The sequence below is a fragment of the Micromonospora sp. WMMC264 genome (assembly GCF_027497275.1).
Taxonomy (GTDB): Bacteria; Actinomycetota; Actinomycetes; order Mycobacteriales; family Micromonosporaceae; genus Micromonospora; species Micromonospora chalcea.
Map to the genome: position 1 here is coordinate 3914180 of NZ_CP114907.1, position 24369 is coordinate 3938548.

Genomic DNA, 24369 nt, shown 5'->3' on the forward strand with positions numbered 1-24369 from the left:
AAAAATGGCACTCACCGCTGCGGTCGTCCGCGATGATTGGAAATGCGTCCGATTCACGAGTCCTTTCGACGGGCTCTTCGGCTCTGTCGTCGAGGCGGACGACGACGTGCTCGGCGTCGCGTGGGATCTTGACCCCGCACGGGCGGACGAGAGAGCACTGGGTGAGGCTGTCGAGCGCGCCGCGCTGCACGAGCCAGCCCTCGCACCTGTGCGTGCGTCCGCGAACGAGCTCGGCTCGAAGGCCATCCGTCTCGACGACCGGGCGACCTTCAGCCCGGAACAGTGCTCGCAAGAGCCGCTGCTCCGCCCGTTCGCATGGAACGCGCACTCCCAGAACACCTGGGTGACGATGCAGTCTCCGGCCGGCGAGGTGTTCGTACCCGCCGACGTCGAGCGGATGCGGGTCCACGACTCGGATCCGACCCGCGTCAAACCGATGACCTCGATCGGCGCCGCCTGCGGGGTCGACTGGGACACGGCCCTCACCCGCGCGCTCACTGAGGTCGTGGAACGGCACGCCGTTGCGGCGGCCGTCTACTCCGGGCGCCGCGCGGCCCGAGTCCGTCCCGGCGACGACCGGTACTCCGTTCACGACATCGCGGAAATTCTCGGCGGTGCGGCTGACGTGGTCGTCGGGCTGCTGCCCGGCAGCCATTTCGGATTGCAGGTCGCGCTGGCCGCCATCGTCGGCACCCGCGACGGACTGCCGGAGGTGGCCTTCGGGTCGGCCGCCCATGCGGACGCGGCGGATGCGATCCGCTCAGCGGCGATCGAAGCGGTGCACATCTTTCACCTCGGCTGGCGTCTGCTCCGCCGGGGAGACCCCGAGGAGCGGCCGGTGGGCATCAACACCCGGGCGCTGTGGTGGGCGAGGCACGGGCGCGCCCACCTGGGCGACTACTTCGTCGACCAGGTGGCTGAAGCCCAGGGCCCGACCTCGGGCGGACGTACCTGGACCGAGATCGGCGATGCCATCTCCGCAGAGGGGTTCCGCTGGGCGTACAGCGACATCACCCCGGCATGGGCCGCCGGCGCCGTGGTCGCTCGCGCGGTGGTCCCTGCCCTGCTCCATCTCCAGATCAATCCGTTCCCGCTGCTTTACGCTCCGCGCTTCCCGTCCGAGGTAGAGGCGTTCCTCCGTCGCTCGGGTGGCGGGGTGAACAATGACCATCCGTTTGTCTAGTCCAGGAACTCCGGCGGAACCGGTGCCCGCGGTCGTCGAGGAGCGCCAGATCGCCGACGCGCCGTTCACCGGCGGCGGGGTGCCTGGCGCGTCGCGGCATGGCGGAGGCCGGCCGGTGCTGCCGACCGATCAGGCCGTCGTCGTCTTCGAGTCGGGTGGGTGGCGGTCATATCCCACGTCCGGCAGTGATCGGGCACCGTGGCAGCAGCACGGATGGGGCGCCGCCTTCGACCTCGTCAGCGACGCGATGAGGAACGGCTCGTCGCCGCGCACGCTGTCGATGCCCGAGGCGCTTCCCGACCCGTCGAACATGGGAGCGGTGGTCGAGCACTACCCGCCTGTCGTGAGCGGGGCACGTCTGTCGCCCGCAGAACTCTTCGGCGCGGTGGGTCGGTGCCGCCGGCGGTATGCGGCGAAGGGGGTCGGGTTCCACGTCGCGGTTGTCGACGCCGGCGAACTGGGTCCCGGGTGGTACAGCCCGGACGGGACCCTGCTGATCCCGAGAAGCCGGCACGACCTCGGCGAGGAGTTGTCCTCCCTTCTTCCGGTCGCGTACGGCCGGGCGGAGTTCGACGTCGGCGCATCGGTCGTCGTATCAGTGTCCGTCGACGCCGAGCGGGACGCTGCCGACGAGTACATGGAGCAACTCTGGATCGGAGGACTCGCGATAGGCGAGCTCGAAGGGTACGGCTCGGACCTGGGATGGGCGACGCGCGGCAACTATGCGGTGCTCGCCGGGTTCCATGACGTCGTCGGGCTGGACTCCGGCAGACAGTTGGCTGTCGGTGCTGTCTGCTGGGCAGGGCTGTGACATGGGAGCCGCATACACGTGGGCTGCGGGAACGACCATGGAGAACGAGGGCTCCGACACCATCCGGATCAGCGCACCGGCGCTGGGCCGGTCGTGGCGCCTGGACGCGGGCCGCGTCGAGCGGCTTCTGCACCAGGTCGTCGCCGAGGAGTTCGATGACCCGGCCGTACAGCAGTTGATCCGCCTCGGTCTCCTGGTCGAACGCGAAGGTGCCGACGGCACGTCGTGGGGGCCGGTGCGCCGCTACCATGCCTGGAGCGGAATCGATCATTTTCGCGACGGAGCGGATTCGACTGGTGGCCTCCGGGCATCGGCGCTGCGGCTGTTCTCGCAAGACGACCTCGATGCCCTGCGCGAGCCGGCTGCCCCCCAGGGTCGCCGGGAGCAGATTCCCGAACCGTGGGCAGCGGTGGTCTGGACCGCTCTCACCCGGGTGCGCGCCAATCGCCGGCGGTTGCGCGAGGCGGTGCACCCGGCCGAGCTGCTCTACAGCTACGGAGCGGCCCACGGGCTACTGATCGTGTCGCGCGTGGACGGTCGCGTCCTGGTCACTGTGGCCGACCCCGCCTCGTACGGTTCAGGAGTCCGCCTGGCGTCCATGGACGCCGCGGCGGATCCGCGACTTGACGTCCTGGCTCCCCTCGCCATCGGGGTCTTCGGCGATCTCGCCGCCTACCGGAGACGCTATCGCCACGAGAAGGCGTTCCGCGGCTTCCTCGTCGACGGCGGACGGCTGAGCGCGGAAGTCGCTCGCGCTCTTCGCGCCAAGGGCGTCAGCTCGACCACCCGCACGGGCTTCACCGACCCCGCTCTTCTGTCAGCGCTCGGCCTCCGGCCGTTCGTCCATCACCTCGCGGCCGCCTACGTCGCGGACGAGGAGGGCGCCGGCCACCGATACGTCGCGACCCGGGTGGCACCGTGACGACGAGAGGGGCAGGTGGCGCGACGGACCGTTGCACGGGGACGTTCGGGCTGCTCGAGCGCGTCGCCGGGGAGGTTCCCGACCGCCTCGCGCTGGTCGAACCGTTCGTGCGTGGTCTCACCTTCGCGGAGTGGTTGCACGACTCGGTGGCGCTGGCCGCGCGCCTTTCCGAGGCAGGGATCACCAGTGGCATGCGTGTCGGTCTGCTGTTCGACCGCAGGCACTGGATCGATCTGTGCGTCGCCTACTTCGCGGTGCAACGGCTGGGCGCGGTCACTGTCACCGTCTCGGCGGGAGCTCCGGCGTCCGTCCGCGACTTCATCACCCAGGACGCCGGCATCTCCGCATGGATCGCTGCGGACCCGTCGCCGGTGGGGAACGGCCCGGGCGGCGATCCGTATCAGGTTCTTCCGGTCGAGCCTCCGCGCTGTGGGGACCGGGTTCCCCCGCCGGCGACGACCAGCCCCGAGCAGACGGCCGACATCCTCTACACGTCCGGCACGACCGGCCTGCCCAAGGCGGTCGTGACGCCGCACGCGCTCTTCACGGAGGTCTACGCCCGCCCGCCGTCCGCTCACGGCGGCATCGGCCCGCCGATCCTGCACGCCTTCCCGATCGGTACGGCGGCCGCGCTCATGATGTTGTACGCCCCGTTCCAGGGCATCGACGGGCCCGGGCTCACGCATCCCATCACCAGGGCGGTCGCGGCGCTGCCGGAGTTCAACACCAATGACGTGTGCAAGGCGGTCGCCGACTGTCAGGTCACCCTGTTGTTCCTGACGCCTGCCATGCTGGCACATCTCACGACGCTCACCTCGTCGCAACGTGAGATGCTCGCGTCTCTGGAGGTAATCCACTGCGGTTCGGCGCCGCTGAATCCGGCTCATGTGGAACGAATCCGCCGGATGCTGCCGTCCGTTCGGGTGGTCAACGCGTACGGAACCACCGAGGCTTGGCCCGCGATGGTGGAGATGCCGTCAGCGGGCGCGGATCCCGATGTCGTCGGGAGACCGGCACGAGGCACCCGGATCCGCATCAGGAGCCTGGAGACGGGGCTCGTCGTCGGCCCGGGCGTCCACGGCCGCGTGGAGATGTCCTGTCCGCGGTTCCGCGGACGCCGCTCCTACCTGCACGACTCAGTGCCCTCGAAAACCTTCCTTCCGGACGGCTGGACGGCGACCGGAGACATCGGTCATCTCGACGAGGAGGGCAACCTGCATCTGAGCGACCGCGTCTCTGACGTCCTCAACGTCGGCGGGGAGAAGCTCTCGGCACGCCCGGTCGAGATCGCCCTCCTCTCGCACCCGATGGTCGAGGCCGCGGCCGTGCTCGGACTCCCGCATCCCCGGCTGGGTGAGTACGTCGCCGCGGTCGTGGTGCTCCGGCCGGGCCGGACGAGCCTGGACGACATTCGCGTGCACCTGCTCGAGCGTCTGCCACCGAAGCAGATACCGCGCCGCGTGTTCGCTGTCGGATCGATGCCCGTGACCGAGAACGGCAAGATCCTGAAGAACGATTTAAAGAATTCGATTGCGCGCGCCGAGGGCACGCTTTCGGAGCTTCGCTGAGGAGAGCGACGTGGATTCGTCTGAGGTACTCGAAACAGTTAGCGGATTCTGGCGGGAACTGCTGGAGACGGATGCGGTGGACGTCGACCACGATTTCATCGCGGCGGGTGGAGACTCCCTCCTCGCAGTGGAGCTGTTGGCGCGGCTGGAAGGAACCTTCCCCGACGCCGGCTTCGACGACCCCGCGAACGTCGGCTGGCTGACGATACGAGCGACCGCCGAGCAGATAGTGGCGAGGAGTTCCACCCGGTCGGCGATCGATGCCGGCTCCGGCGACTGAGCCGAGGCCGGTGCGCGCATGCCGCCGACCACTCACCTGACGGGGAAGGGAGCGCTGTGGATGATGCGCGACGTGCTGACGGCCCCGGTGGCTGACGGAAGAGGTGAACGGTGACAGCCGCGAAGCAGAAGCCCGTGTCCCGCGACCGCTGCGGCGGTGACCGTCACGTCGACATGCGGGCGGTGATGGGTGCGTTCGCCACGGGCGTCACGGTGGTGACGTCCGGGCGGGAACTCCCGCACGGCATGACCGCCAACGCGTTCACGTCGGTCTCGCTCGACCCGGCGATGGTGTTGGTGTGCGTCAAGCAGTCCGCCGCAATGCACAGCACAATCCTGACGAACGGGATGTTCGCGGTGTCGATCCTCGCCGCAGGACAGGAAGAACTGGCGCGCTACTTCGCCAGTCCCAGCCGGCCGCGCGACGAGCGGGAGTTCCGTACCGTCGATTTCCGGCCCGGCGAGCACACCGGCTCCCCCATCATCGAGGGCAACCTCGGCTGGGTGGAGTGCGAGCTCGCCGCCGTGTACGAGGGCGGTGACCACTCCATATTCCTCGGCTCGGTGCTGGACATCGGCCACGGCGACCGCACCGACGCACTGGTGTTCCACACCGGGCGGTTCAGTGTTCTGGCCACGGACGTCCACGGGGTTCGCTGACCCGCCGCTCGGCCCGCCGCCGGCCGATACGAAGGGCCGGGGCCACGACGCACGGCCGAACGGGCGGCGTGCTCGTGGCCCCGGCGCTCCTCATGCCTTACGCAGCCAGAACGTCAGGCCGAGCGTCTCGTCGGTGAAGGACGTCGCGTCTGCCCACGTCGGCCGCCCGAGGGTGAAGTCCGTCGCGAGCACCTCGTCGGCCACCAGCTTCTGATGCTCCGTCAACGCCGTCAGGGTGTCAGCGGTCGCCTCGTAGCGGAGTTCGATGCGATCGGCGACCTCCAGGCCGGTGGCCTTGCGGGCCTCCTGGATCTGGCGGATCACGTCCCGCGCGATCCCGGCGAGGCGGAGTTCCGGCGTGATGTCCAGATCCAGCGCCACCGTCGCACCTGCGTCGTTGGCGACCGCCCATCCGGCACGTGGAGTCTCGGTGATGACGACCTCGTCCACCGTGACGACCACCGCCTCACCGTCCACGTCGACGGTCGCCTCACCTCTCGTACGGAGGGCGTTGGCGAGGGCGGTCGGCTCGGCCGCCATAATCGCCGCGGCGACGCCTTGGACCGCCTTGCCGAACCTCTTGCCCAGGGGACGGAAGTTCGCCTTCACCGTCGTGTCCACGAGTGAACCGCTGGTGGCCGTGATGGGTGCCACCGAGACGACATTGAGCTCCGACGCGATCTCGGCGAGGAGTTCCGCCGGCAGGTCGGCGAAACCTGCCGCGGACACGACCGCGCGGGACAGCGGCTGGCGCGTCCTGATGCCGGAGTCGGCGCGGGCGGAGCGGCCGAGTTCGACGAGCCGACGCACGAGAAGCATCTGCGCCGACAGTTCCGGGTCGATCAGGGACAGGTCGCCGGTGGGGTATGCGGCGAGGTGCACGGACTCCGCCGCACCGGGCGTGACCGGAACCACCAGGTCCTGCCATACCCGCTCGGTCACAAACGGTGTGATCGGCGCGAGGAGGAGCGTCAGGGTGGACAACGTCTCGTGGAGCGTGGCCAGGGCGGCCGGGTCGCCGTGCCAGAAACGCCGGCGGCTGCGGCGAACGTACCAGTTGGAAAGATCGTCGATGAACGTGGACAGCAGCCGGCCGGCCTCGTGGGTGTCGAAGCGCTCCATCGCGGCGTCCACGTCGCGTACCAGGCTGTTGAGCTCCGACAACAGCCATCGGTCCAGCAGCGGGCGGCTACGGGGCGCGGGATCTGCCGCCGACGGCGACCAGCCGGCGGCACGGCCGTACAGCGCCCCGAAGGACACGGTGTTCCAGTAGGTCAGAAGAGTCTTGCGGACGACTTCCTGAAGCGTGTTGTGCCCGACGCGCCGGGCCGACCACGGGGAACCGACAGCGGCCATGAACCAGCGCACCGCGTCGGCACCGTGCTCGTCCATCAGCGGGATGGGTTCGAGGATGTTCCCCAGGTGTTTCGACATCTTGCGGCCGTCCTCGGCGAGGATGTGGCCCAGGCAGACGACCGTTTCGTAGGCCGACTTGTCGAAGATGAGGGTGCCCACCGCCATGAGGGTGTAGAACCATCCCCTGGTCTGGTCGATCGCCTCCGAGATGAAGTTCGCCGGGTACCGCTTCTCGAAGAGTTCGACGTTCTTGTGCGGATACCCGAATTGCGCGAAAGGCATCGAGCCCGAGTCGTACCACGCGTCGATGACTTCGGGCACCCGGCGCGCGGTGGCGCCGCATCGGCAGTCGAAGGTGACGTCATCGATATAGGGACGGTGCGGATCCAGCTCGGACAGGTCGGTCCCGGCCAGCTCGCTCAGCTCGGCCAGCGAGCCGACGCAGGTCAGGTGGTTGTCCGGGCAGCGCCAGATAGGCAACGGCGTGCCCCAGTACCGACTGCGGGACAACGCCCAGTCGACGTTGTTGTTCAGCCAGTCCCCGTAGCGGCCGTACTTGATGTTCTGCGGCTGCCAGGTCGTCGCCTCGTTCTCGCGCAGCAGCGCTTCCCGGATGGCCGTGGTGCGGATGTACCAGGACGGCTGCGCGTAGTACAACAGCGCCGTGTGACAACGCCAGCAGTGCGGGTAGCTGTGCTCGTACGCCTCCTCGCGGAAGAGCAGTCCCCGCTCGGCGAGATCCGCCACCAGGACCGCGTCGGCACTCTTGAAGAACGTGCCGCCGACGAGCGCGAGGTCGGACTGGAACGTGCCGTCCGGACGGACGGGGTTGACCATCGGAAGACCATACGCACGGCACGCGGCGAGGTCGTCAGCGCCGAATGCCGGCGCCTGGTGCACCAGGCCGGTGCCGTCCTCGGTCGTCACGTACGTCCCGAGGATGACGAAGTTCGCGTCCTCGACCTGGACCAGGTCGAATGGCCGCCGGTAGGTCCAGCGTTCCATGTCCTTGCCACTGAAGGAGTCGCCGACGACGGTCCATCCCTCACCGAGTGCGCTGCCCGCCAGCGCCTCCGCGACAACGAGCTGCTCCTGGCCGTCGGTCATTACGACGTAGGTGACGTCGGGATTGACCGCGACCGCGACGTTGGAGACCAGCGTCCATGGGGTCGTGGTCCACACGAGCAGGGAAGCCTGGCCCGCCAGGGGGCCCGAGGTGAGTGGGAACCGCACGAACACCGACGGGTCGGTGACCACCTCGTACCCCTGGGCGAGCTCGTGATCGGACAGCCCCGTCCCGCAACGAGGACACCAGGGCGCCACGCGGAAGTCCTCGACGAGCAGCCCTTTTTCGAAGATCTGCTTCAGCGACCACCACACCGACTCGATGTATTCCGGGTCCATCGTCCGGTAGGCGTCGTCCATATCGACCCAGTAGCCCATGCGTTCGGTCAGCCGGGCGAACTCGTCGGTATGCCGGGTCACCGACTCGCGGCACCGGGCGTTGAACTCCGCGATACCGAAGGCCTCGATGTCGCGCTTACCGGAAAAGCCGAGTTCGCGCTCGACAGCCAGTTCCACCGGAAGTCCGTGGCAGTCCCAGCCGGCCTTCCGCGCGACATGGAAGCCCTTCATCGTCTTGTACCGGGGAAAGACGTCCTTGAACACTCTGGCTTCGATGTGGTGCGCCCCTGGCATACCGTTCGCCGTTGGGGGACCCTCGTAGAAGACCCATTCCGGCCGCCCCTGCGATCTTTCCAGGCTGAGGGCGAAGACCTTACGATCACTCCAGAATTTGAGGATGCCGTGATCGATATCGGGAAAGCTCGCCTGCGCGGGCACAGCGCGGTACATGGATCCTCCAACGAAGCGGTTACCGAACTTCGGTGGAGGGACGAGGCCCGGGCCCCGCGGTACCACCCTCCTTGGCCACAGCGCGCGGCCCTCTCGTTAAGTTGTGGTCGGGTCTACTCGGCGTGACGCCTTTCTTCCGACGGCTCCAGGGTGATCTTCCCGCTGCGCACACCCCCGGGCTTCCACCATCCCCGGGTCTCTGCTGGCTGCGTGCAGTGGTACTCGTCCCTATCGACGCCTTTCCGGGCCAGTGTAGCCCATCGCGCCGTTCGGCCGATGGCGGCGGCAAGGAGGATGACGGACGCGAAAGTGGGTGGTGAACGCGCCTCACAGGCACGGCGCGCATCAACTGCCGACAGGTCGCACACCCTCGTGAACAAGCCACCCGAACGCTACGATCGGCGTCAATCTCAACAATCAGTCGACGACGTCGAGGTGACCGCCCTTGTTCACGCCAGCTCAGCTAGGTCTGGACGATCCCGCTCGCTACGTCGAGGCAGAGGAACGGTTTTCCCGGACCGCTTCGGAATGCGCCGCTTCCGCGAATGTCGCCGGGGAGGGGCGAGCACTGCTCAACACGGCGTGGGCGGTGGAGAAGCAGGGCAGAGGGGCGGAGGCAATCAAGCTGGCGGAGACAGCGAGACATCTTCTCCGTGATTCGGAGGCCCTGTCGGCTCTCGCCGAATGTTGCCACTCCATCGGCGTATGGCGGTTTCACCACTTCGACGACGATCCGCCCGTGAACGACTTCCGCGAGGCGATCCAGGTGCGCCTCGGCACCGGAGATCTGATGGCTGCCGCCCAGTCGTGGCACAACATGGGATACGTCCAGTTGGCATCCGGTGACGTCGCGGGCGCCTGGTCCTCGTACGAGCACGCGACAGATCTCCTCCGTCAGGTTCGCGACGGCGGCGACACCGAACTCGCCTCGAAGGCGTTCCGCCAGTTCGGTTTCATCCTGTCGCACCAGGCGTTCGCCGCCGCACGTCACGACTCGGCCCGCGCCGCCCTTCAAGCGACAGGACGATACTTCGACCACGTCCGGCTTACCGGCGCCCACCGTGAGCCGGTCTACGCCTACCTCGCGCCGGGAATCGCCCTAGCCGCTTCCCGCGAGGTGCCCGAGGACGAGGCGAACGCGCTCGAGGCGCTGGTGGGCATCGCTCCAGACCCGGAGTCATGGCTGCTCGCTGCCGTCCGTCAGGCGACCGACGCCATGACGTCGCCTGTTGATACGGGCACCGGCCGGCACGCCTACCTGGGCGCCCGGATCCTCGCGCTGGCAGAGCTGGCGCGCTGGCACCACATGGCCGGCCGCGGCCGGGAGGCGGACGAACTGGTGGACTTGGCCGTGAATCTGTCGCGCGCGCGGGGATGGCACGGGGAGGCAGTGCGCGCTGCCCGCGTCTCCGAAGGATCGTCGTGACGGCCACGCCGACCGCGGATTTCACCATTGCCGGCTGCACCGTCATCGATCCGGATTCCGGCACCACCACCCTCGGCTCGTTGTCGATCATCTCCGGTTCAGTCAGCACACGCACCACCGCAGATGCCGACCTCCCACACCTCGACGGCACCGGTTTGTTCGCCGTTCCCGGGCTCATCGACATGCACGTCCACGCGACCAGCGATCCTCATGGCCGGACCGCGTCGAGCTGGTCGGACATCTCGGCCACCACCATGACGCTGACGGCTGTCGCGAATCTGGCGACTGCGCTGCGCAGTGGGATCACGACGATCCGCGACCTGGGTGCTCCGCGTGACCTCGGGTACTCCATCCGCAACGCCTGGGCCCGGGACTTGTTCGTCGGGGCCAGGCCGTTCGTCGCCGGTCCGGTCATCACCGCAGTCGGCGGGCACGGAAGCTGGCTCGGTGTCGAGTCCGAAGGAGCCGGATCCATCGGCGCGCTCGTGCGTCGAAACGCCGCCGACGGCGCGGATGTGATCAAGCTGGTGATGCGCAGCGCGGCGCGCCGGATGGAACTCCGGCCGGAGGAACTGAGGGAGGCGGTCGCCGAGGCCCGTTGGCTGGACATCCCCGTAGCCGTACACGCGAACTTCTCGGAGCGTTCGATCGACGCGGCCGTGGAAGCCGGCTGCGACACCTTGGAGCACGGCTTCGCGATATCGGAGGCCGCTGCCGGTGCGATGTCGAAACAAGGCACCGCCCTCTGCTCCACCGCTGTAGCGCTCCAATCGATAGTGAGGCGTCCGCAGCTCTGGATCCGGCAGGGAGGCAAAAGTCTGGTGGAGATGGCCGTCAGTCAACTCCCGGAGGCACGACGCAGCTTCGAGCGAGCTCTGGCGGCCGGCGTCACCCTCATCGCGGGGACGGACGCCGGAGCCGCCGGTGTGGGTTTCGACTCCCTGCCGTCCGAGCTGGAGGCCATGGTTGACTGGGGCGCCTCCCCGCACGAAGCGCTCGCGGCGGCGACGTGCAGGGCAGCCGAGGCCCTCCGTCGTCCGGATCTGGGCTCCCTGAGCGATGGCACGGTGGCAGACGTCGTTCTGCTCCGCGCGAATCCGCTCGTCGACATATCCGCGTGCAGAGAGGTCGAAGCCGTGATCCAGGCCGGGCGTCTCGTTCGCCTGGACACACTGTCGCGGCTACACGGAATGGCGGTGTCCTCCGCTCCGGGCACAGTCCTTCCGCCCATCGGGTCGACCTCATGAGGCGCTGGGCCCCGGCAGCGGGGTGGAGCATCGAACCGGACGCCGACGGCCTCGCGTTGACCCACAGCGGCCGCCGGATGACCGTCCGCATGCCGCCCGAGGTCGGCAGGGAGATCGTCGCGGCCGTCGGCGGGCTGTCGTCCGCCCGGGAGCTCACCTCGCGAGGTGGCGAGGAGCTGGCCAAACTCGACGCCCGCGGCGTCCTCGGCGTAGAAGTCGTCCGTGAACAGCACGTACTCGCGCGGCATGAACCGGGCGCCCGCCGGGTCCGCCACTCCCCGCCGTCGCCGTACGTGCGGCCGGTTCGCGCCCTTCCGTCGGCCCACATGCGCTTCGGTCCCGACGGACCGGAACTGGCCGGCGGGAACTCGGCAGATCGCGTCGTCCTGACCTCGACATGGGCCGTCGAGTTCGCCGCACGTCTGATCGCACGGGCGGATGTCGAGGTCGACTCTGCCCCGGAGAGCGAACTGCTCGACCTGCTGAGCCGGGCCGGCCTGTTGGTCACCGGGAGGAACCAGCATTCGGAGGAGTGGGAGTTTCACGATTCACTCTTCCACGGGGCGACGCGCCTGGACACGAGCTTCGGGCTGTACGGTGCCAAGATCGGAACAACTCACTGGGAGATCGACAACCCGGTCAGGCGCCCGATGACAGCGGAGCGCATCGCTCTCGGCCACGACGACCGCTCACAGGAGGGCATGACGCTCCAGGAGGCGATTTCCGCCAGGTCATCGCTGCGCGACCATGGCGGTCCGCCCATCGGGAGCGCGGAGATCAGCGCCGTCCTCGATGCGTCACTTCGGATTCGCCGCTTGGAGCGTACCGTCGCGAGCGAGCGAGCGTGGCGTTCGATGCCGACCGGCGGGGCGCTGTCGGGGCTGTCCGCCGTCGTCATCGCGGCTTCGGCCCATGACCTGGAACGCGGGGCATATGAATACGACGCCGTGAGCCACGAACTCGCGCCGGCGTCAGGACCCGCGCCGGCGATCGACCGGTGGCTGGGCCTCGCCCATCGATTGACGGGCATCCCGCACACGTCGATTCAGGCGATGGTGCTGTTCGTGCTCGACTACGCCCGCCCCGCCCGTTCCTACGACTCCATAGTCTATGCGACCGCGTTGAAAGAGGTGGGTGCCGCGCTCCAGGCCATGGCCCTGGTGAGCGCCGATCGAGGGCTGTCCTTCTGCCCGATGGGTGGAGGTTTCGCGACGACCGCGGGACTGGGAGAGGGCATCCGAACCGGCGCCGTCATCGGTGAGGCAGTGCTGGGGCGGCCAAAAGGGACCGAACGAGCCGGCGAATGACGCCCCGGGAGACCGGGCGTTCATTCGCCGGGCCGGGAGTCGGTCATCGGCGGAACGGCCCGGCTTCGCTGCGCGACGTCATCGATCACGACACGTGAGCCTGCCGTTCTGCGGCGAACGCAGCAGCCCTCCGACCGTCACCACGGCGGGGCTGGCGCGTACGCCGTAGCGTCGACGGCATGAGAACGATGCTGGTGTCGCTCGCGGTGATCGTGGTGGTGGTGCTCGCGCTCGTCGTCTTCGTCGCCCGCCGCGACCGGACGAGGCGCCCGTCGGACGAGGATCCGGCCGCGGTTCGCCAGGCCGGCGCCGACCAGCACCGGCACGACGCGCAGCGGCAGATCGCGTCGGGCCTCGCCGAGCGGCACCGCAACCCGCCGAGCACGTAGGCACGACCGGCGGTGCGGGCCGGTTTTATCGGTGGCCCCGCGGTGATCCACCGTGCAGGATCACCCGGTGGTCCCACCCGACACGGTTCTCTCCGACCTCCGCGAGGCGTGGCGCCGCACGCTGACGGACGACCTTCTCGGCCTGTACGTGCACGGGTCGCTCGTGGCAGGCGACTTCGACATGAACCGCAGCGACCTCGACCTGCTCGCGGTGCTCGCGAGGGACCCGGACGAGAAGCTCCTCGGCGTCCTCGCCGAACTGCACGCGGACCTCGACCGGCGGCACCCGCTGTGGGCCGGCCGGATCGAGGTGGAATACGTGTCACTGGACGCGGTACGCCTCGTTCCCGGCCGGGACCACGTGATCGCCCGGATCAGTCCCGGGGAGTCGTTGCACCTGCTGCCCGCCACCACCCACCGCGTCGTGACCTGGGCCGCCGTGCACGACTACGGCCGTACGCTGCTGGGACCGCCGGCCGGCGGGCTGCTGCCCGCCGTCGAACCCGGCCTCGTGCGCGCCGCCCTGCGGGACCACGTGCGCGACTGGCCGGACTGGGTGCTCGACATGACCCCACCCGGAGCCCAGTCGTACGCGGTGCTCACGCTCTGCCGCGCCTACCAGCGCCTGTGCGACGGGCGGCAACTGTCCAAGCGGCAGGCCGCCGAGCAGACCGCCGACGTCCTGCCGCGATGGGCGGACCTGATCGTCTGGGCGCGCGACTGGTGGTACGACTCCGGCCACGACAGCGATCCCGGCCGGTTCGACGAGGTCCGGGCGTTCGTGCACGAGGTCAGCGCCACCGTCCTGGCCGAGGAACGCAAGGCGGAAGCATCCGGCGGACACCTGTAGTTCGACGCCCTGACGATCAGGCTGCCGCACGTCCCGATGGACCTACTCCTTCAGGCCGATGTTGTCGATCGGCGGAGCGCCGAGCAGCCGCCGGACGGGCCACACCGTGCTCACCAGCGCCAGCAGTGCCGTACCGCCGAGCACCGCCGCCCACCCGAGCGGCGGCACGTACGGGATCGGGCTGCCGGTCAGTCCGTTGACGATCGCGGCCAGCGTCAGCACCGCGATCGTCGCGCCGATCAGCACCGCGGTGCCGAGCAGCCCGGCCTGTTCGGCCCGGACCATCCCGCGAATCTGACGGCGGGTGACCCCGACGAGTTGCAGCAACGCCAGCTCGCGGCGGCGGGCCAGCGCCGCCATCACCATCGTGGTGGCCGCCGCCAGCGCCGCGTACCCGACCATCACGCCGATCAGCAGCCGGTTCAGCCAGGCGCCGAGCGCCAGATCGGTGCTGAGCAGGCGCGTACGGGTGGCGGCGTCGAGAATCTCGGCGCCGGGCCGCGCCGCCGCCCACGTGGCCAACGCGGTGCCGGCGTCCGGGCCGCCGCGGACCAGCACCTCGTCGACGGTGTTCGCCGCGGTGTGCCCGGCGACCGTCTCGGCGGCCACCGTGACGTCGCCGAAGCCCAGGCCACGGTCGTAGATCGCGATCACGTCCAACGTGACCGGGGTGCCGTCGCCCAGCCAGAGTTCCGCCTTGTCGCCGACGTCCCAGCCGGACGAGGAAGCCTGCATCGTGGACAGTGCGACGGTACCGGCGCGCAGGTCGGCCAGGGTGCCCTTGCGCACGGTGAGGTCCATCGTCGACGTGAGGCCCTCCGGGTCGACCGCTTGCGCGCCGACCGGCTCGATGCCGCCGAGCGCCCGCACCACGACCTGGGTGCGGCGTACCCCGGTGGCCGCCTGCACCCCGGCCAGCTCGCGGATCTCCCGCGCCGCGTCCGCCGGCAGTCCGCCCGGAGCGGTGAGCACCCGCTCGGCGAGCGTTCCGGCGCTGCTCTGCGTGGCGGTCTGCCGTTCCAGGTTGTCCTGCAGGAACCAGACCGAGCCGCCGAACCCGACGGACAGCACGAGGGCGGTCAGGACGGTGGCCATGCCCTGCGCGTTGGCCCGCAGGTTGGCTGCGGCCAGGTAGCCGCCGGCCCGCCAGATGCGCGGCAGCACCGGGGTGAGCAGGCGTGCCGCGTAGGCGTTGATCATCGGTGCGAGCAGCGCCACCGCGATGACGAACAGGTAGAGCATGCCGACCGCGCCGGCCAGCGCCCCGGCCGACCCGGCGCCGCCGAGCGTGAACGCCCCGGCGCTGCCGGCCGCAATCAGCGTCAGCATGCCGGCGATCATCCGTGCCGGGCCGCTGCGCCGGGGCTCGACGGCGATCTCGCCGAGCGCCTCGATCGGCTTGATGGCGGTGACCCGGCGCGCGGCGATCAGCGCGGCGACCACCGCCACCAGGACGGCCGTACCGATGGCGGCCGGCACCGCGAACAGACCGCCCGCCATCGGGAAGCCGGCCGGCACGAACCCGCGCCCGACCAGTTCGCCGTGCACCCAGCGGGCCGCCAGCAGGCCGGCCGGGCCGCCGATCGCGGAGCCGGCCAGGGCGAGCAGCGCGGCCTCGGCGACCAGCATGCGGCGCACCTGCCCCGGCGTGGCGGCGACCGCGCGCAGCAACGCCAGGTCACGTCGACGGTGCCGGACGGACAGCCCGATGGTGCCGGCCACCACGAACACGATCAACAGGACGACGTACCCGCCGAAGGCCGCCCCGGCCCCGACCAGCAGGCTCTGGGCGGCCAGGTTCTCCGACTGCTCGGCCTTCCCGCGGTCCTTTCCGGCGTACATCGTGGCGCCGGCCGCCGTCGCGATCTCGCGCACCGCGCCGAGGTCGGCGCCGGGCGCCATCCGTACGCCGATCGCGTCCACCCGGCCCGGGTGGGCGGACAGGCGCGCGGCCTGCGCGTCGGTGAAGAACACCGCCGCCGTACCGGTCTCGGCGGTTCCGCTCACCCGGTACGACCGGTTGATTCCGCCGACGACCAGCTCGATGGGGTCGCCGGGCGACACCCCGAGCCGGGTGTCGGCCACCACCTCGTCGTCGGTCCGGGGCGCGGCGCCCGCGGCGAGGCGACGACCGGTGAAGACGTACGTGTCCCAGCCGTGTCCCACGGCTGCGGGTGAGCCGATCGGCACCCGGTCGTCGCCGGTGACGGCCACGACGCCCGGCACCCGGCGGATCCGGTCCACCAGGTCGGCGTCCACGGTGCCGCCCTCGGGCAGCGCCACGGTGCTCGTGGTGGTGTCACCGTCGAACTCCCGGAACGTGTGGCTGATCGTGCGGTTGGCGACGACCACGTCGGCACTCGCCCAGAGCCGCGGCTCTGGGCGGAACCGCAGCCCCGATTCGACGAGCGTGCCCATCGCCACCAGGATCAGCACGCCGACGATCAGGGCCAGCAGGGTCGCGGCGGCGGGGCCGGTGCGGTGCCGCAGCAGGCGGGCGGCGAGGCCGGTCATCGGAGGACCCGCCCGTCCAGCGACGCCAGGTGCTCGGCGATCCGGACGGCGCCGAGCTGCGGGAGGTCGGCGACCATCGCGCCGTCGGCCAGCACGAGGACCCGGTCCGCGTACGACGCGGCGATCGGATCGTGGGTCACCATCACCACCGTCTGCCCGTGTTCGTCCACGACCGCGCGTAACAGCGTCAGCACCTCCGTCGCGGTCCGCGAGTCGAGGGCGCCGGTGGGCTCGTCCGAGAAGATGACCTCGGGGCGGGTGGCCAGCGCCCGGGCGATCGCCACCCGCTGCTGCTGGCCGCCGGAGAGCGCCGCCGGCCGGTGGTGCAGCCGGTCGGCGAGGCCGACCCGCTCGACCACGTGGGTCAGCCAGGCCCGGTCCGGACGGACGCCGGCCAGACGCAGGGGCAGCACGATGTTCTCCTCGACGGTGAGCGCGCCGATCAGGTTGAACGCCTGGAAGACGAACCCGATCCGGGTACGCCGCAGCTCGGTCAGGCGCGTCTCGGACAGCCCGGACAGGTCGGTGCCGCCGAGGACCACCCGGCCGTTCGTGGGGCGGTCGAGCCCGGCCGCGATCTGCAGCAGCGTGCTCTTGCCGGAGCCCGACGGTCCCATCACCGCGGTGAAGGTTCCCCGGCCGAAGCTGACGTCGACGCCCGCGAGCGCGGTCACCTGGTTGCGGCCGGCGCCGTACACGCGGGTGAGTTGTTCGACGCGTACCGCCGGTTCGACGGTCTGTCCCATTCTGGTGGCCTCTCTCCGTGTGCTCGGCAGGAACTGCGCGCACCAGAAACGCTATTGAGCTGGGGGAACGGCGACCATCCAGCGGGCTGCCCAGTCCGGGTACAGCAGGCACCACCTCCGACCCGTATCTCAGCGGGCCGGCGCCGAAAGGTGGAGGCGGCCGTCGTGGACCTCGGCGATCTGGTCGACGGCGGTGAGGTTCGTGCGGTCGTGGGTGACCAGGACGGTGGCGGTGCTCTGCTGGTGGGTGAGGCGGGTGATCAGCTCGATGACGGCGGCGCCGCGTTCGTGGTCGAGCGCGCTGGTGGGTTCGTCGACGAGCAGGACTGTGGGGTCGTTCATCAGGGCGCGGGCGATGTTGACGCGCTGGCGCTGGCCGCCGGAGAGCTGGTGCGGCCGGCGGTCGGCCTGACCGGCGAGGCCGACCGCGTCGAGGAGTTCCACGGCGCGGGTACGGGCTCCGGCCGGTGGGCGGCCGTCGATCTGGACCATCACCTGGAGTTGCTCGGCGGCGGTGAGGGAGGGCAGCAGGTTGGGCTGCTGGAAGACGATGCCGATCTTGTGGCGGCGCAGGTCGGCGAGTTCGCCCCGCGTCATTCCGGTGGTGGGGGTGCCGTCGATGGTGACGGTGCCGGAGTCGGGGGTGATGAGGGTTGCGGCGACCGCGAGGAGGCTGGACTTGCCGGAGCCGGAGGGGCCGATCACGGCGGTCAGGCTGCCCTTGGGTACGTCCAGGGTGACGCGGTCGAGGGCGGTCAGGCGGCCCTCGCCGTCGGGGTAGGTGAGGGTGACGTCGGTCAGGTTCAGGCTCATCGGGCGCTCCCCAGGGCGGTCAGCGGGTCGACGGAGGTGATGCGGCGGATGGCCAGAGCGGCGCCGAGGGCGCCGAGGACGACGATCACGGCCGCGGGAAGGAGGACGGTTACCGGGGTGAGGAGGAACGGCACCGTGGACCCGGCGACGAGGGCGCCGAGCGCGGCGGCGATGCCGGTGCCGAGCAGGGTGCCGCCGGTGAGCAGGACGACGGCCTGTCCGAGGGCGTCCTTGAGGAGGTTGGCGGTGGGGGCGCCGAGTGCCTTGAGCACTGCGACGTCGCCGCTGCGCTGGATGGTCCAGACGGTGAAGAAGGCACCGATGACGAGGGCGGAGATGGCGAACAGGAAGCCGCGCATCAGCTGCAGGGAGCCGTTCTCGGAGGTGTAGGAGCCGATCGCGGACAGCGAGTCGGCCACGGAGACCGTCCTGGTGCCCGCCTGCCGGTCGGTGGCTCCCAGGTCGGCGTCCGCGGTGATGGTGAGGGCGACGACGGTGGCCGTCTGGCTGCCGTCGCCGGTGCCGGTGGGAGGCGCGCTCTTCTGCCACACGTCCAGGCTGATCCACACCACGGGGGTGTGGCTGAAGGAGGCGTCGCCGCGTACGGCCGCCACTGTCAGTTGCTGCCCGGCCAGGGTGACGGAGTCGCCGGCCCGCACACCGAGGTCGGCGGCGGCCTTGGTGGACAGCACCGCCGAGCGGTCGTCGATCCGGCCGCTGTCGGGGGCCAGGCGGGAGCCGGGCCGGACGCCGAAGGCGGAGACCCCGACGCTCCGGTTTCCGGCGGTGGCCCTGGTCGTGGTGATGCCCAGCGGTTCGGCGCCGGTCACGCCGGGGGCCTCGGCCCACTGCTGCCACTGCCGCTCGGTGACAGTGGAGTTGGAGTAGGACACGTCCTGGCCGTCGCCGGGCGCCTGGAAGGCGATCCTGTCGGCGGGCAGGCCGGTGATGGCGGAAATGTTCTGCCGGCCCAGTCCGGCCGTCAGCCCGGACAGCAGCCCGACCAGCAGGGTGATCAGCACGATGACGGTCCCCATCAGGGCGAAGCGCCCCTTGGCGAACTTCAGGTCTCTCCAGGCGACGAACACGGCAGTGGCCTGTCCTTTCGGGCGGTGGAACGGTATGCATCCACGATCGCGGCCGGCGCCGGCGCGCGCGTCCGGCGTGGGACAGCACTTCGCGGGCCGAAAGGCGAGGCCCGGGTTCTAACTTTCGATAGAGGCCCCCGGGGCGCCGGCCTCGGTAACGTGGGACGCACTGTGAGCACCGCTGCCCCTGCCCTGACCCCGACCACCCGAGCCCTGGCCTGGTGCCTGCACCTGCTGATCATCGGCCTGCTCGTCCTGGCCGCCGGCCGGGCGGTGGCCGACGACCGGCCGCACGCCGGATCGATCGTGGCGGTGGCGGTGGCGTGCGGTCTGGCGTACGCCGTCGGGCCGCTCCTCCCCCGCATCCGGCGCTCGCGGCGGGCCGCCGCGTGGTGGCTGGCCGCCGTCGGCGCCGTGTGGCTGGTGTTGCTGGGCCTGTCCCCCGACGCGATCTGGGTGGCGTTCCCGCTGTACTTCCTCCAGCTCCACCTGTTGCCGCGCCGCGCCGGCCTGGCCGCCGTGATCGTCACCGCCGTGGCGGCCGTCGCCGGTTTCGGCGCCCACACCGGCTCCTTCACCCCGGCCACGGTGATCGGTCCCGCGCTCGGCGCCGCCGTCGCCGTCGGGGTGGTGTGGGGATACCAGGCCCTGTACCGGGAGAGCGAACAGCGCCGGCAGCTGATCGAGGAACTCACCGCCACCCGGGCCGACCTGGCCCGGGCCGAGCACACCGCCGGCGTACTCGCCGAGCGCGAGCGCCTGGCCCGCGAGATCCACGACACCCTCGCCCAGGGCCTGTCCAGCATCCAGCTGCTGCTGCGCGCCGCCGAGCGCGCCCTGCCCGGCCGGCCCGACGCCGCCTCCGGTCACGTCGACGCGGCCCGTCAGGTCGCCGTGGACAACCTCGCCGAGGCCCGCCGCTTCGTCGCCGCGCTCACCCCGCCCACCCTGGAAGGCACCACCCTGGCCGGGGCCCTGGAACGCCTGTGCAGCACCACCAGCGCCCGCCACCGCCTCACCGCCCGCTTCCACCTCACCGGCGACCCCGTGTCGCTGCCGACCGCCCACGAGGTGGCGCTCCTGCGTATCGCCCAGTCCACAGTCGCGAACACGGTCCGCCACGCCCGGGCCACGACGGCCGAGGTCACCCTCAGCTATCTCGGCGACCGCATCGCCCTGCACGTCGTCGACGACGGGCGCGGCTTCGACCCGGAACAGCTGCCCGCTCCCGACGTCGACGGCGGCGGCTTCGGCCTGGCGGCCATGCGCGCCCGCATGGCCGCCCTCGGCGGCACCCTGGCCGTCGCGTCCGCGCCCGGCCGGGGCACCGCCCTGACCGCCGAGCTTCCCCTCGCCCCGACCACCAGGACCGAGCCCGAGGGCCGACCGTGACCGACGACGTTCCCATCCGCCTCCTCCTGGCCGACGACCACCCGGTCGTACGGGCCGGACTGCGCGCCGTGCTGGAAACCGAACCCGACCTGGTCGTCGTGGCTGAAGCCGCCACCGCCGAGGAGGCCGTCACCCGCGCCGCCGCGGGCGACATCGACGTCGTGCTGATGGACCTGCAGTTCGGCAAGGGCATGGGCGGCGCCGAGGCGACCGCCCGGATCACCGCCGGCCCGGAAGCGCCGCGCGTGCTGATCGTCACCACGTACGACTCCGACGCCGACACCCTGCCCGCCATCGAGGCGGGCGCCACCGGCTACCTCCTCAAGGACGCCCCGCCCGAGGACCTGGCCGCCGCTGTCCGCACCGCCGCCGCCGGACGCACCACGCTGGCGCCCACCGTCGCGAACCGGTTGATGAACCGCCTGCGTACGCCGAGCACCGCCCTGACCCGACGCGAGACCGAGGTCCTCGCCCTGGTCGCCGACGGTCTGTCGAACCACAGCATCGGCGCCCGCCTGCACCTGACCGAGGGCACCGTCAAGTCCCACCTGGCCCGCATCTACGCCAAGCTCGGCGTCGAGTCGCGTACCGCTGCCGTCGCCACCGCCACCGAACTCGGCCTCATCCGCCGCTGACCCCGGGCAGGTGCGGGTCGTCGGCCGCGCCGGCTACCGGCGTCAGCGATTGAGCAGGTCACAGCCGGGGTAGTGGGCCTCCTCGCGGAAGATCAATCGGCGGCCGGGTCCCGGCCTGTCCGGCGAGAGGGGTACGACCGGTGCGGAGCTGGGTACGCGACGCCGTCGCGCGGTTACGCGGCGACGGGATGACAGTGGTCGAGCTGACCGCCGCCGCTGTGGTCGCGTGGATCGTGGCGGCGGTGGTGATCCGTCACCCGGATCCGTTCTTCGCGCCGACCGCCGCGCTCGTCGTGCTCGGCGAGTCCCGCGGGCGACGGCTGCGGCAGACCGTCGAGATCCTGCTCGCCGTGGCAGCCGCCGTGCTCGTCGCGGAGCTGCTGGTGTACGCGCTGGGCCCGGGCACCGAGACGGTCCTGCTGGTGCTGCTGCTGACCACCACGACGCTCGTGGTGATCGGGGCCCGCCGTGCCCTGGTCGTGCAGGCCACCGTCTCGGCGATGTACCTGGTCGTGGTCTCCGCGCCGAACGGGACGCTGATGCCGTTCCGCTTCGTCGACGCGCTCATCGGCGGCGCCGTGGCGCTCGCCGCCAGCCAGCTGATGGCCGCCCGTGACCCGCTGGCACCACTGGTGGCCCAGGCCCGGCGCAGCTACACCGACCTGGCCGACCTGCTCGACCAGGTCAACGCGGCGCTGCGTGGCTGCGACGAGGACGCCGCCCGCACCGCGCTGGACCGGGCGCGGCAGGTGGACGACTGCGTCGCCGAGATGCAGGCCGCCGTGCTCGCCACCGGCGAGACGCTGCGGCTGGGACTGCGCCGCCGGCACCTGGGCAAGCTCGCCGAGGTGGAGGCCACGCTGCGGCAGCTCGACTACGCCGCCCGCAACATCCGGGTGCTGGCCCGGGCCGGCGTGACCCTGACCCGCCGGCACACCGCCACGCCGCCGGAGCTGGCCGCCGCGATCGGCGCGCTGACCTCCGCCGTACGGTCGGCTGGTGAGGCCATGGCCCACGACCTCACCGGCGCCGACGCCGACCGGCACGCGCAGCGGGCCGACGCGGCGGCGCTGGAGGCGGTCCGGATCGCCGCGGGCCTGCTGCGGACCGATCCGCCGCTGCCGGTCACCATGATCGTTGGGCAGATCCGGGCGACCGCGATCGACCTGCTGCGCGGTGTCGGCCACGACGACGTGACGGTGCTGGACCGGGTGGACGAGGCGCTCGGCCTGAGCCGTGGGTGACACGTTCGCCGCTGGTCCGCTCAGTGGTGGTGGATCGGGGTGTCGAGGTCCGTCAGCCGCCGGCCGGACCCTCCGGCGGCCAGGGCGACGAACTCGGCGGCGATCGCCACGGCGGTCTCCTCCGGCGTCCGCGCCCCCAGGTCGAGTCCGATCGGTGAGGAGAGCCGGGCGAGGGCGGCCTCGTCCACGCCCGCCTCGCGCAGGCGGCGCAGCCGGTCGGTATGGGTGCGGCGGCTGCCCATCGCGCCGATGTAGCGGGCCCGGGTGCGCAGGGCGACCTCCAGCAGCGGGACGTCGAACTTCGGGTCGTGGGTGAGGACGCAGAGCACGGTGCGCTCGTCGACGGCTGTCGACTCCAGGTATCTGTGCGGCCACTGCACGACGAGGTCGTCGGCGTCGGGGAAGCGCTTGCGGGTGGCGAACACCGGCCGGGCGTCGCACACCGTGACGTGGTATCCGAGGAAGCGGCCGATCCGGGCCACCGCGACGGCGAAGTCGATCGCGCCGAACACGATCATCCGTGGTGGCGGCAGGTACGACTGGACGAACACGGACACCTCGTCGTGCCGTTGCTGCCCGCGCGTACCGAGTCGCACGGTTCCGGTGGTGCCGAGGGCCAGCATCCCCTCGGCCTGCTGCGTCACCGCGCGGTCCAGGTCGGCGTCGCCGAGGGTGCCGGCCACCCGGTCGGGCCAGACCACCATCTGGGCCATTCCGGCGGACGCCGTCGCCACCGGCGTACCCGTGCGGATCGCGGCGAGCACCGCGTCGGGCTCGGTCAGCACGACGTCCGGCTGCACCAGGACCTCGATGGTGCCGCCGCAGGTCAGGCCCACCTCGAAGGCGTCGTCGTCGCCGACGCCGTACGTCTCGGTGCGCACCTGGCCGGTGCGTATGGCCTCCCGGCACAGCTCGTACACCGCGCCCTCGACGCACCCTCCGGAGATGCTGCCGACGACCTCACCGTCGGCGCAGACCGCCATGGCCGCGCCCGGCGGTCTGGGCGCCGACTTCCAGGTCCGCACCACCGTCGCGACGGCGAACCGGACGCCGGCGGCGCGCCACGCGCTCAACCCGTCGACGATGTCTCGCATTGCCGCACGATCCGTGAGCAGCCGCGGCACCGTCAACGCCGACCTAAGGACTTGCTTAGGTCGGCGTTGACTTCCGCGGGCACCGGCACCACATTGACGACTTCCGGAGGTGCGATATGCAGGTGCCGGCCCCGTTCGAGTACGAACGAGCAACCAGTGTGGACCACGCCATCAGCCTGATGGAACGGCTGGGCAGCACGTCACGGCTGATCGCGGGCGGGCACAGCCTGCTGCCGATGATGAAGCTGCGGCTGGCCAGTTTCGACTATCTCATCGACATCAACGATCTCCACGACGAGCTCGGCTACATCGAGGCGGGCCCGGACGAGCTACGCATCGGTGCGCTGACCCGGCATCGGGAGCTGCTGGAGTCCGCCACCCTGACGGCGGCCTTCCCGATCTTCGCCGACGCCGAACGGGTGATCGCCGATCCGATCGTGCGCAACCGGGGCACACTGGGCGGCTCCCTGTGCCAGGCGGACCCGTCGGAGGACCTGTCCGCGGTCTGCACCGCCCTGGGCGCGAGCTGCGTGATCCGCGGGCCGGGCGGCGCCGAACGGGTGGTGTCCATGGAGGAGTTCCACGTCGGGCCGTACGAGACGGCCGTCGGCGACGGGGAGATCCTGGTCGAGGTCCGGCTGCCGGTGCGGCCCGGCTGCGGCAGCGCCTACGAGAAGGTGGAGCGCCGGGCCGGCGACTGGGCGGTGGTCTCGGCCGGCGCCGCGGTCTGGCTCGACGGCGACGTGATCTCCGACGCGCGGGTCGGGCTGGCCGCCGTGGGCCCGAACACCACAGGTATCCCGGAGATCTCGGCGGCGCTGCGCGGGCAGACACCCAGCGAGAGCCTCTTCGCGCAGGCCGGTGCGATCGCCGCGCGCAGCTGCGATCCGGCCACCGATCAGCGGGGCAGCGCGGACTACAAGCGGCACCTGGCCGACGAGCTGACCAGACGGACCCTGCGCCGGGCCGTGGAACGGGCGAGGAGCTGAGC

At 71.0% G+C, this 24369-nt stretch carries 21 protein-coding genes; 15 read left to right on the forward strand and 6 right to left on the reverse strand.

Annotated elements, in window-relative coordinates; translation table 11 throughout:
• Positions 1-4: 4 nt before the first annotated feature.
• The 6 genes from O7542_RS16810 (at position 5) to O7542_RS16835 (ending at position 5423) form a co-directional block, all read left to right on the forward strand.
• Positions 5-1183 carry a YcaO-like family protein gene (locus O7542_RS16810; RefSeq protein WP_281604855.1) on the forward strand — a complete coding sequence of 393 codons (1179 nt, stop codon included), beginning with the start codon at positions 5-7 and terminating at the stop codon, positions 1181-1183.
• 22 nt (positions 1184-1205) lie between these two features.
• A complete protein-coding gene (locus tag O7542_RS16815; protein ID WP_281604856.1) occupies positions 1206-1994 on the forward strand; it encodes a hypothetical protein in 789 nt (262 codons plus the stop codon).
• Between the two features lie 37 nt (positions 1995-2031).
• Complete coding sequence (locus O7542_RS16820) at positions 2032-2916, forward strand: hypothetical protein (RefSeq protein ID WP_281604857.1); 885 nt, start codon at positions 2032-2034, stop codon at positions 2914-2916.
• On the forward strand, positions 2913-4484 hold the full coding sequence (locus tag O7542_RS16825) for a class I adenylate-forming enzyme family protein (protein ID WP_281604858.1): 1572 nt from the start codon (positions 2913-2915) through the stop codon (positions 4482-4484). Before O7542_RS16820 ends, O7542_RS16825 begins: the two co-directional genes overlap by 4 nt.
• 10 nt (positions 4485-4494) lie before the next feature.
• Positions 4495-4764 (forward strand): phosphopantetheine-binding protein, encoded by a 270-nt coding sequence (locus tag O7542_RS16830; RefSeq protein ID WP_069087898.1) that lies wholly within the window; start codon positions 4495-4497, stop codon positions 4762-4764.
• 134 nt (positions 4765-4898) lie between these two features.
• On the forward strand, positions 4899-5423 hold the full coding sequence (locus O7542_RS16835; protein WP_281604859.1) for a flavin reductase family protein: 525 nt from the start codon (positions 4899-4901) through the stop codon (positions 5421-5423).
• Between the two features lie 90 nt (positions 5424-5513).
• Here the strand turns inward: O7542_RS16835 and ileS are convergent, their stop codons facing one another.
• Positions 5514-8633, reverse strand: coding sequence for an isoleucine--tRNA ligase (gene ileS, locus O7542_RS16840; RefSeq protein WP_043325338.1), 3120 nt, complete (start codon positions 8631-8633; stop codon positions 5514-5516).
• Positions 8634-9078: 445 nt separating this feature from the next.
• On the opposite strand from ileS, the gene O7542_RS16845 reads away from it, so the two are divergent.
• From O7542_RS16845 to O7542_RS16865, 5 genes are all read left to right on the forward strand, one after another.
• Positions 9079-10059, forward strand: coding sequence for a hypothetical protein (locus O7542_RS16845; protein ID WP_147265147.1), 981 nt, complete (start codon positions 9079-9081; stop codon positions 10057-10059).
• Complete coding sequence (locus tag O7542_RS16850; protein WP_281604860.1) at positions 10056-11306, forward strand: amidohydrolase family protein; 1251 nt, start codon at positions 10056-10058, stop codon at positions 11304-11306. Before O7542_RS16845 ends, O7542_RS16850 begins: the two co-directional genes overlap by 4 nt.
• The gene (locus O7542_RS16855; RefSeq protein WP_104114727.1) at positions 11303-12613 is read left to right on the forward strand and encodes a nitroreductase family protein; all 1311 of its coding nucleotides are present in this window, start codon (positions 11303-11305) and stop codon (positions 12611-12613) included. Before O7542_RS16850 ends, O7542_RS16855 begins: the two co-directional genes overlap by 4 nt.
• A gap of 179 nt (positions 12614-12792) precedes the next feature.
• Positions 12793-13002 carry a hypothetical protein gene (locus O7542_RS16860; protein WP_043325343.1) on the forward strand — a complete coding sequence of 70 codons (210 nt, stop codon included), beginning with the start codon at positions 12793-12795 and terminating at the stop codon, positions 13000-13002.
• A gap of 67 nt (positions 13003-13069) precedes the next feature.
• Complete coding sequence (locus O7542_RS16865; protein WP_281604861.1) at positions 13070-13852, forward strand: aminoglycoside adenylyltransferase domain-containing protein; 783 nt, start codon at positions 13070-13072, stop codon at positions 13850-13852.
• A gap of 42 nt (positions 13853-13894) precedes the next feature.
• Here the strand turns inward: O7542_RS16865 and O7542_RS16870 are convergent, their stop codons facing one another.
• The 4 genes from O7542_RS16870 to O7542_RS16885 all read right to left on the reverse strand — a co-directional run bounded on the left by O7542_RS16870 (position 13895) and on the right by O7542_RS16885 (position 19013).
• Complete coding sequence (locus O7542_RS16870) at positions 13895-16366, reverse strand: ABC transporter permease (protein ID WP_210885653.1); 2472 nt, start codon at positions 16364-16366, stop codon at positions 13895-13897.
• Positions 16363-17112 (reverse strand): ABC transporter ATP-binding protein, encoded by a 750-nt coding sequence (locus tag O7542_RS16875; protein ID WP_064447331.1) that lies wholly within the window; start codon positions 17110-17112, stop codon positions 16363-16365. Before O7542_RS16875 ends, O7542_RS16870 begins: the two co-directional genes overlap by 4 nt.
• Positions 17113-17241: 129 nt before the next feature.
• On the reverse strand, positions 17242-17925 hold the full coding sequence (locus O7542_RS16880) for an ABC transporter ATP-binding protein (protein ID WP_064447330.1): 684 nt from the start codon (positions 17923-17925) through the stop codon (positions 17242-17244).
• Positions 17922-19013: an ABC transporter permease gene (locus O7542_RS16885; protein WP_210885655.1), complete on the reverse strand. Its 1092-nt coding sequence runs from the start codon at positions 19011-19013 to the stop codon at positions 17922-17924. The genes O7542_RS16880 and O7542_RS16885 overlap by 4 nt, the downstream gene beginning before the upstream one ends.
• Positions 19014-19184: 171 nt before the next feature.
• Between O7542_RS16885 and O7542_RS16890 the strand changes: the two genes are divergently transcribed.
• The 3 genes from O7542_RS16890 to O7542_RS16900 all read left to right on the forward strand — a co-directional run bounded on the left by O7542_RS16890 (position 19185) and on the right by O7542_RS16900 (position 22284).
• A complete protein-coding gene (locus O7542_RS16890) occupies positions 19185-20405 on the forward strand; it encodes a sensor histidine kinase (RefSeq protein WP_069087905.1) in 1221 nt (406 codons plus the stop codon).
• Positions 20402-21040 carry a response regulator transcription factor gene (locus O7542_RS16895; protein WP_281604862.1) on the forward strand — a complete coding sequence of 213 codons (639 nt, stop codon included), beginning with the start codon at positions 20402-20404 and terminating at the stop codon, positions 21038-21040. The genes O7542_RS16890 and O7542_RS16895 overlap by 4 nt, the downstream gene beginning before the upstream one ends.
• A 140-nt stretch (positions 21041-21180) precedes the next feature.
• Entirely contained in the window at positions 21181-22284 is a 1104-nt protein-coding gene (locus O7542_RS16900; RefSeq protein ID WP_281604863.1) for an FUSC family protein, read from the forward strand.
• A 20-nt stretch (positions 22285-22304) separates the two neighbouring features.
• On the opposite strand, the gene O7542_RS16905 is transcribed toward O7542_RS16900, so the two are convergent.
• Positions 22305-23378 (reverse strand): XdhC family protein, encoded by a 1074-nt coding sequence (locus O7542_RS16905; RefSeq protein ID WP_043325354.1) that lies wholly within the window; start codon positions 23376-23378, stop codon positions 22305-22307.
• Between the two features lie 116 nt (positions 23379-23494).
• On the opposite strand from O7542_RS16905, the gene O7542_RS16910 reads away from it, so the two are divergent.
• On the forward strand, positions 23495-24367 hold the full coding sequence (locus O7542_RS16910) for a xanthine dehydrogenase family protein subunit M (protein WP_187692801.1): 873 nt from the start codon (positions 23495-23497) through the stop codon (positions 24365-24367).
• Positions 24368-24369: the final 2 nt, after the last annotated feature.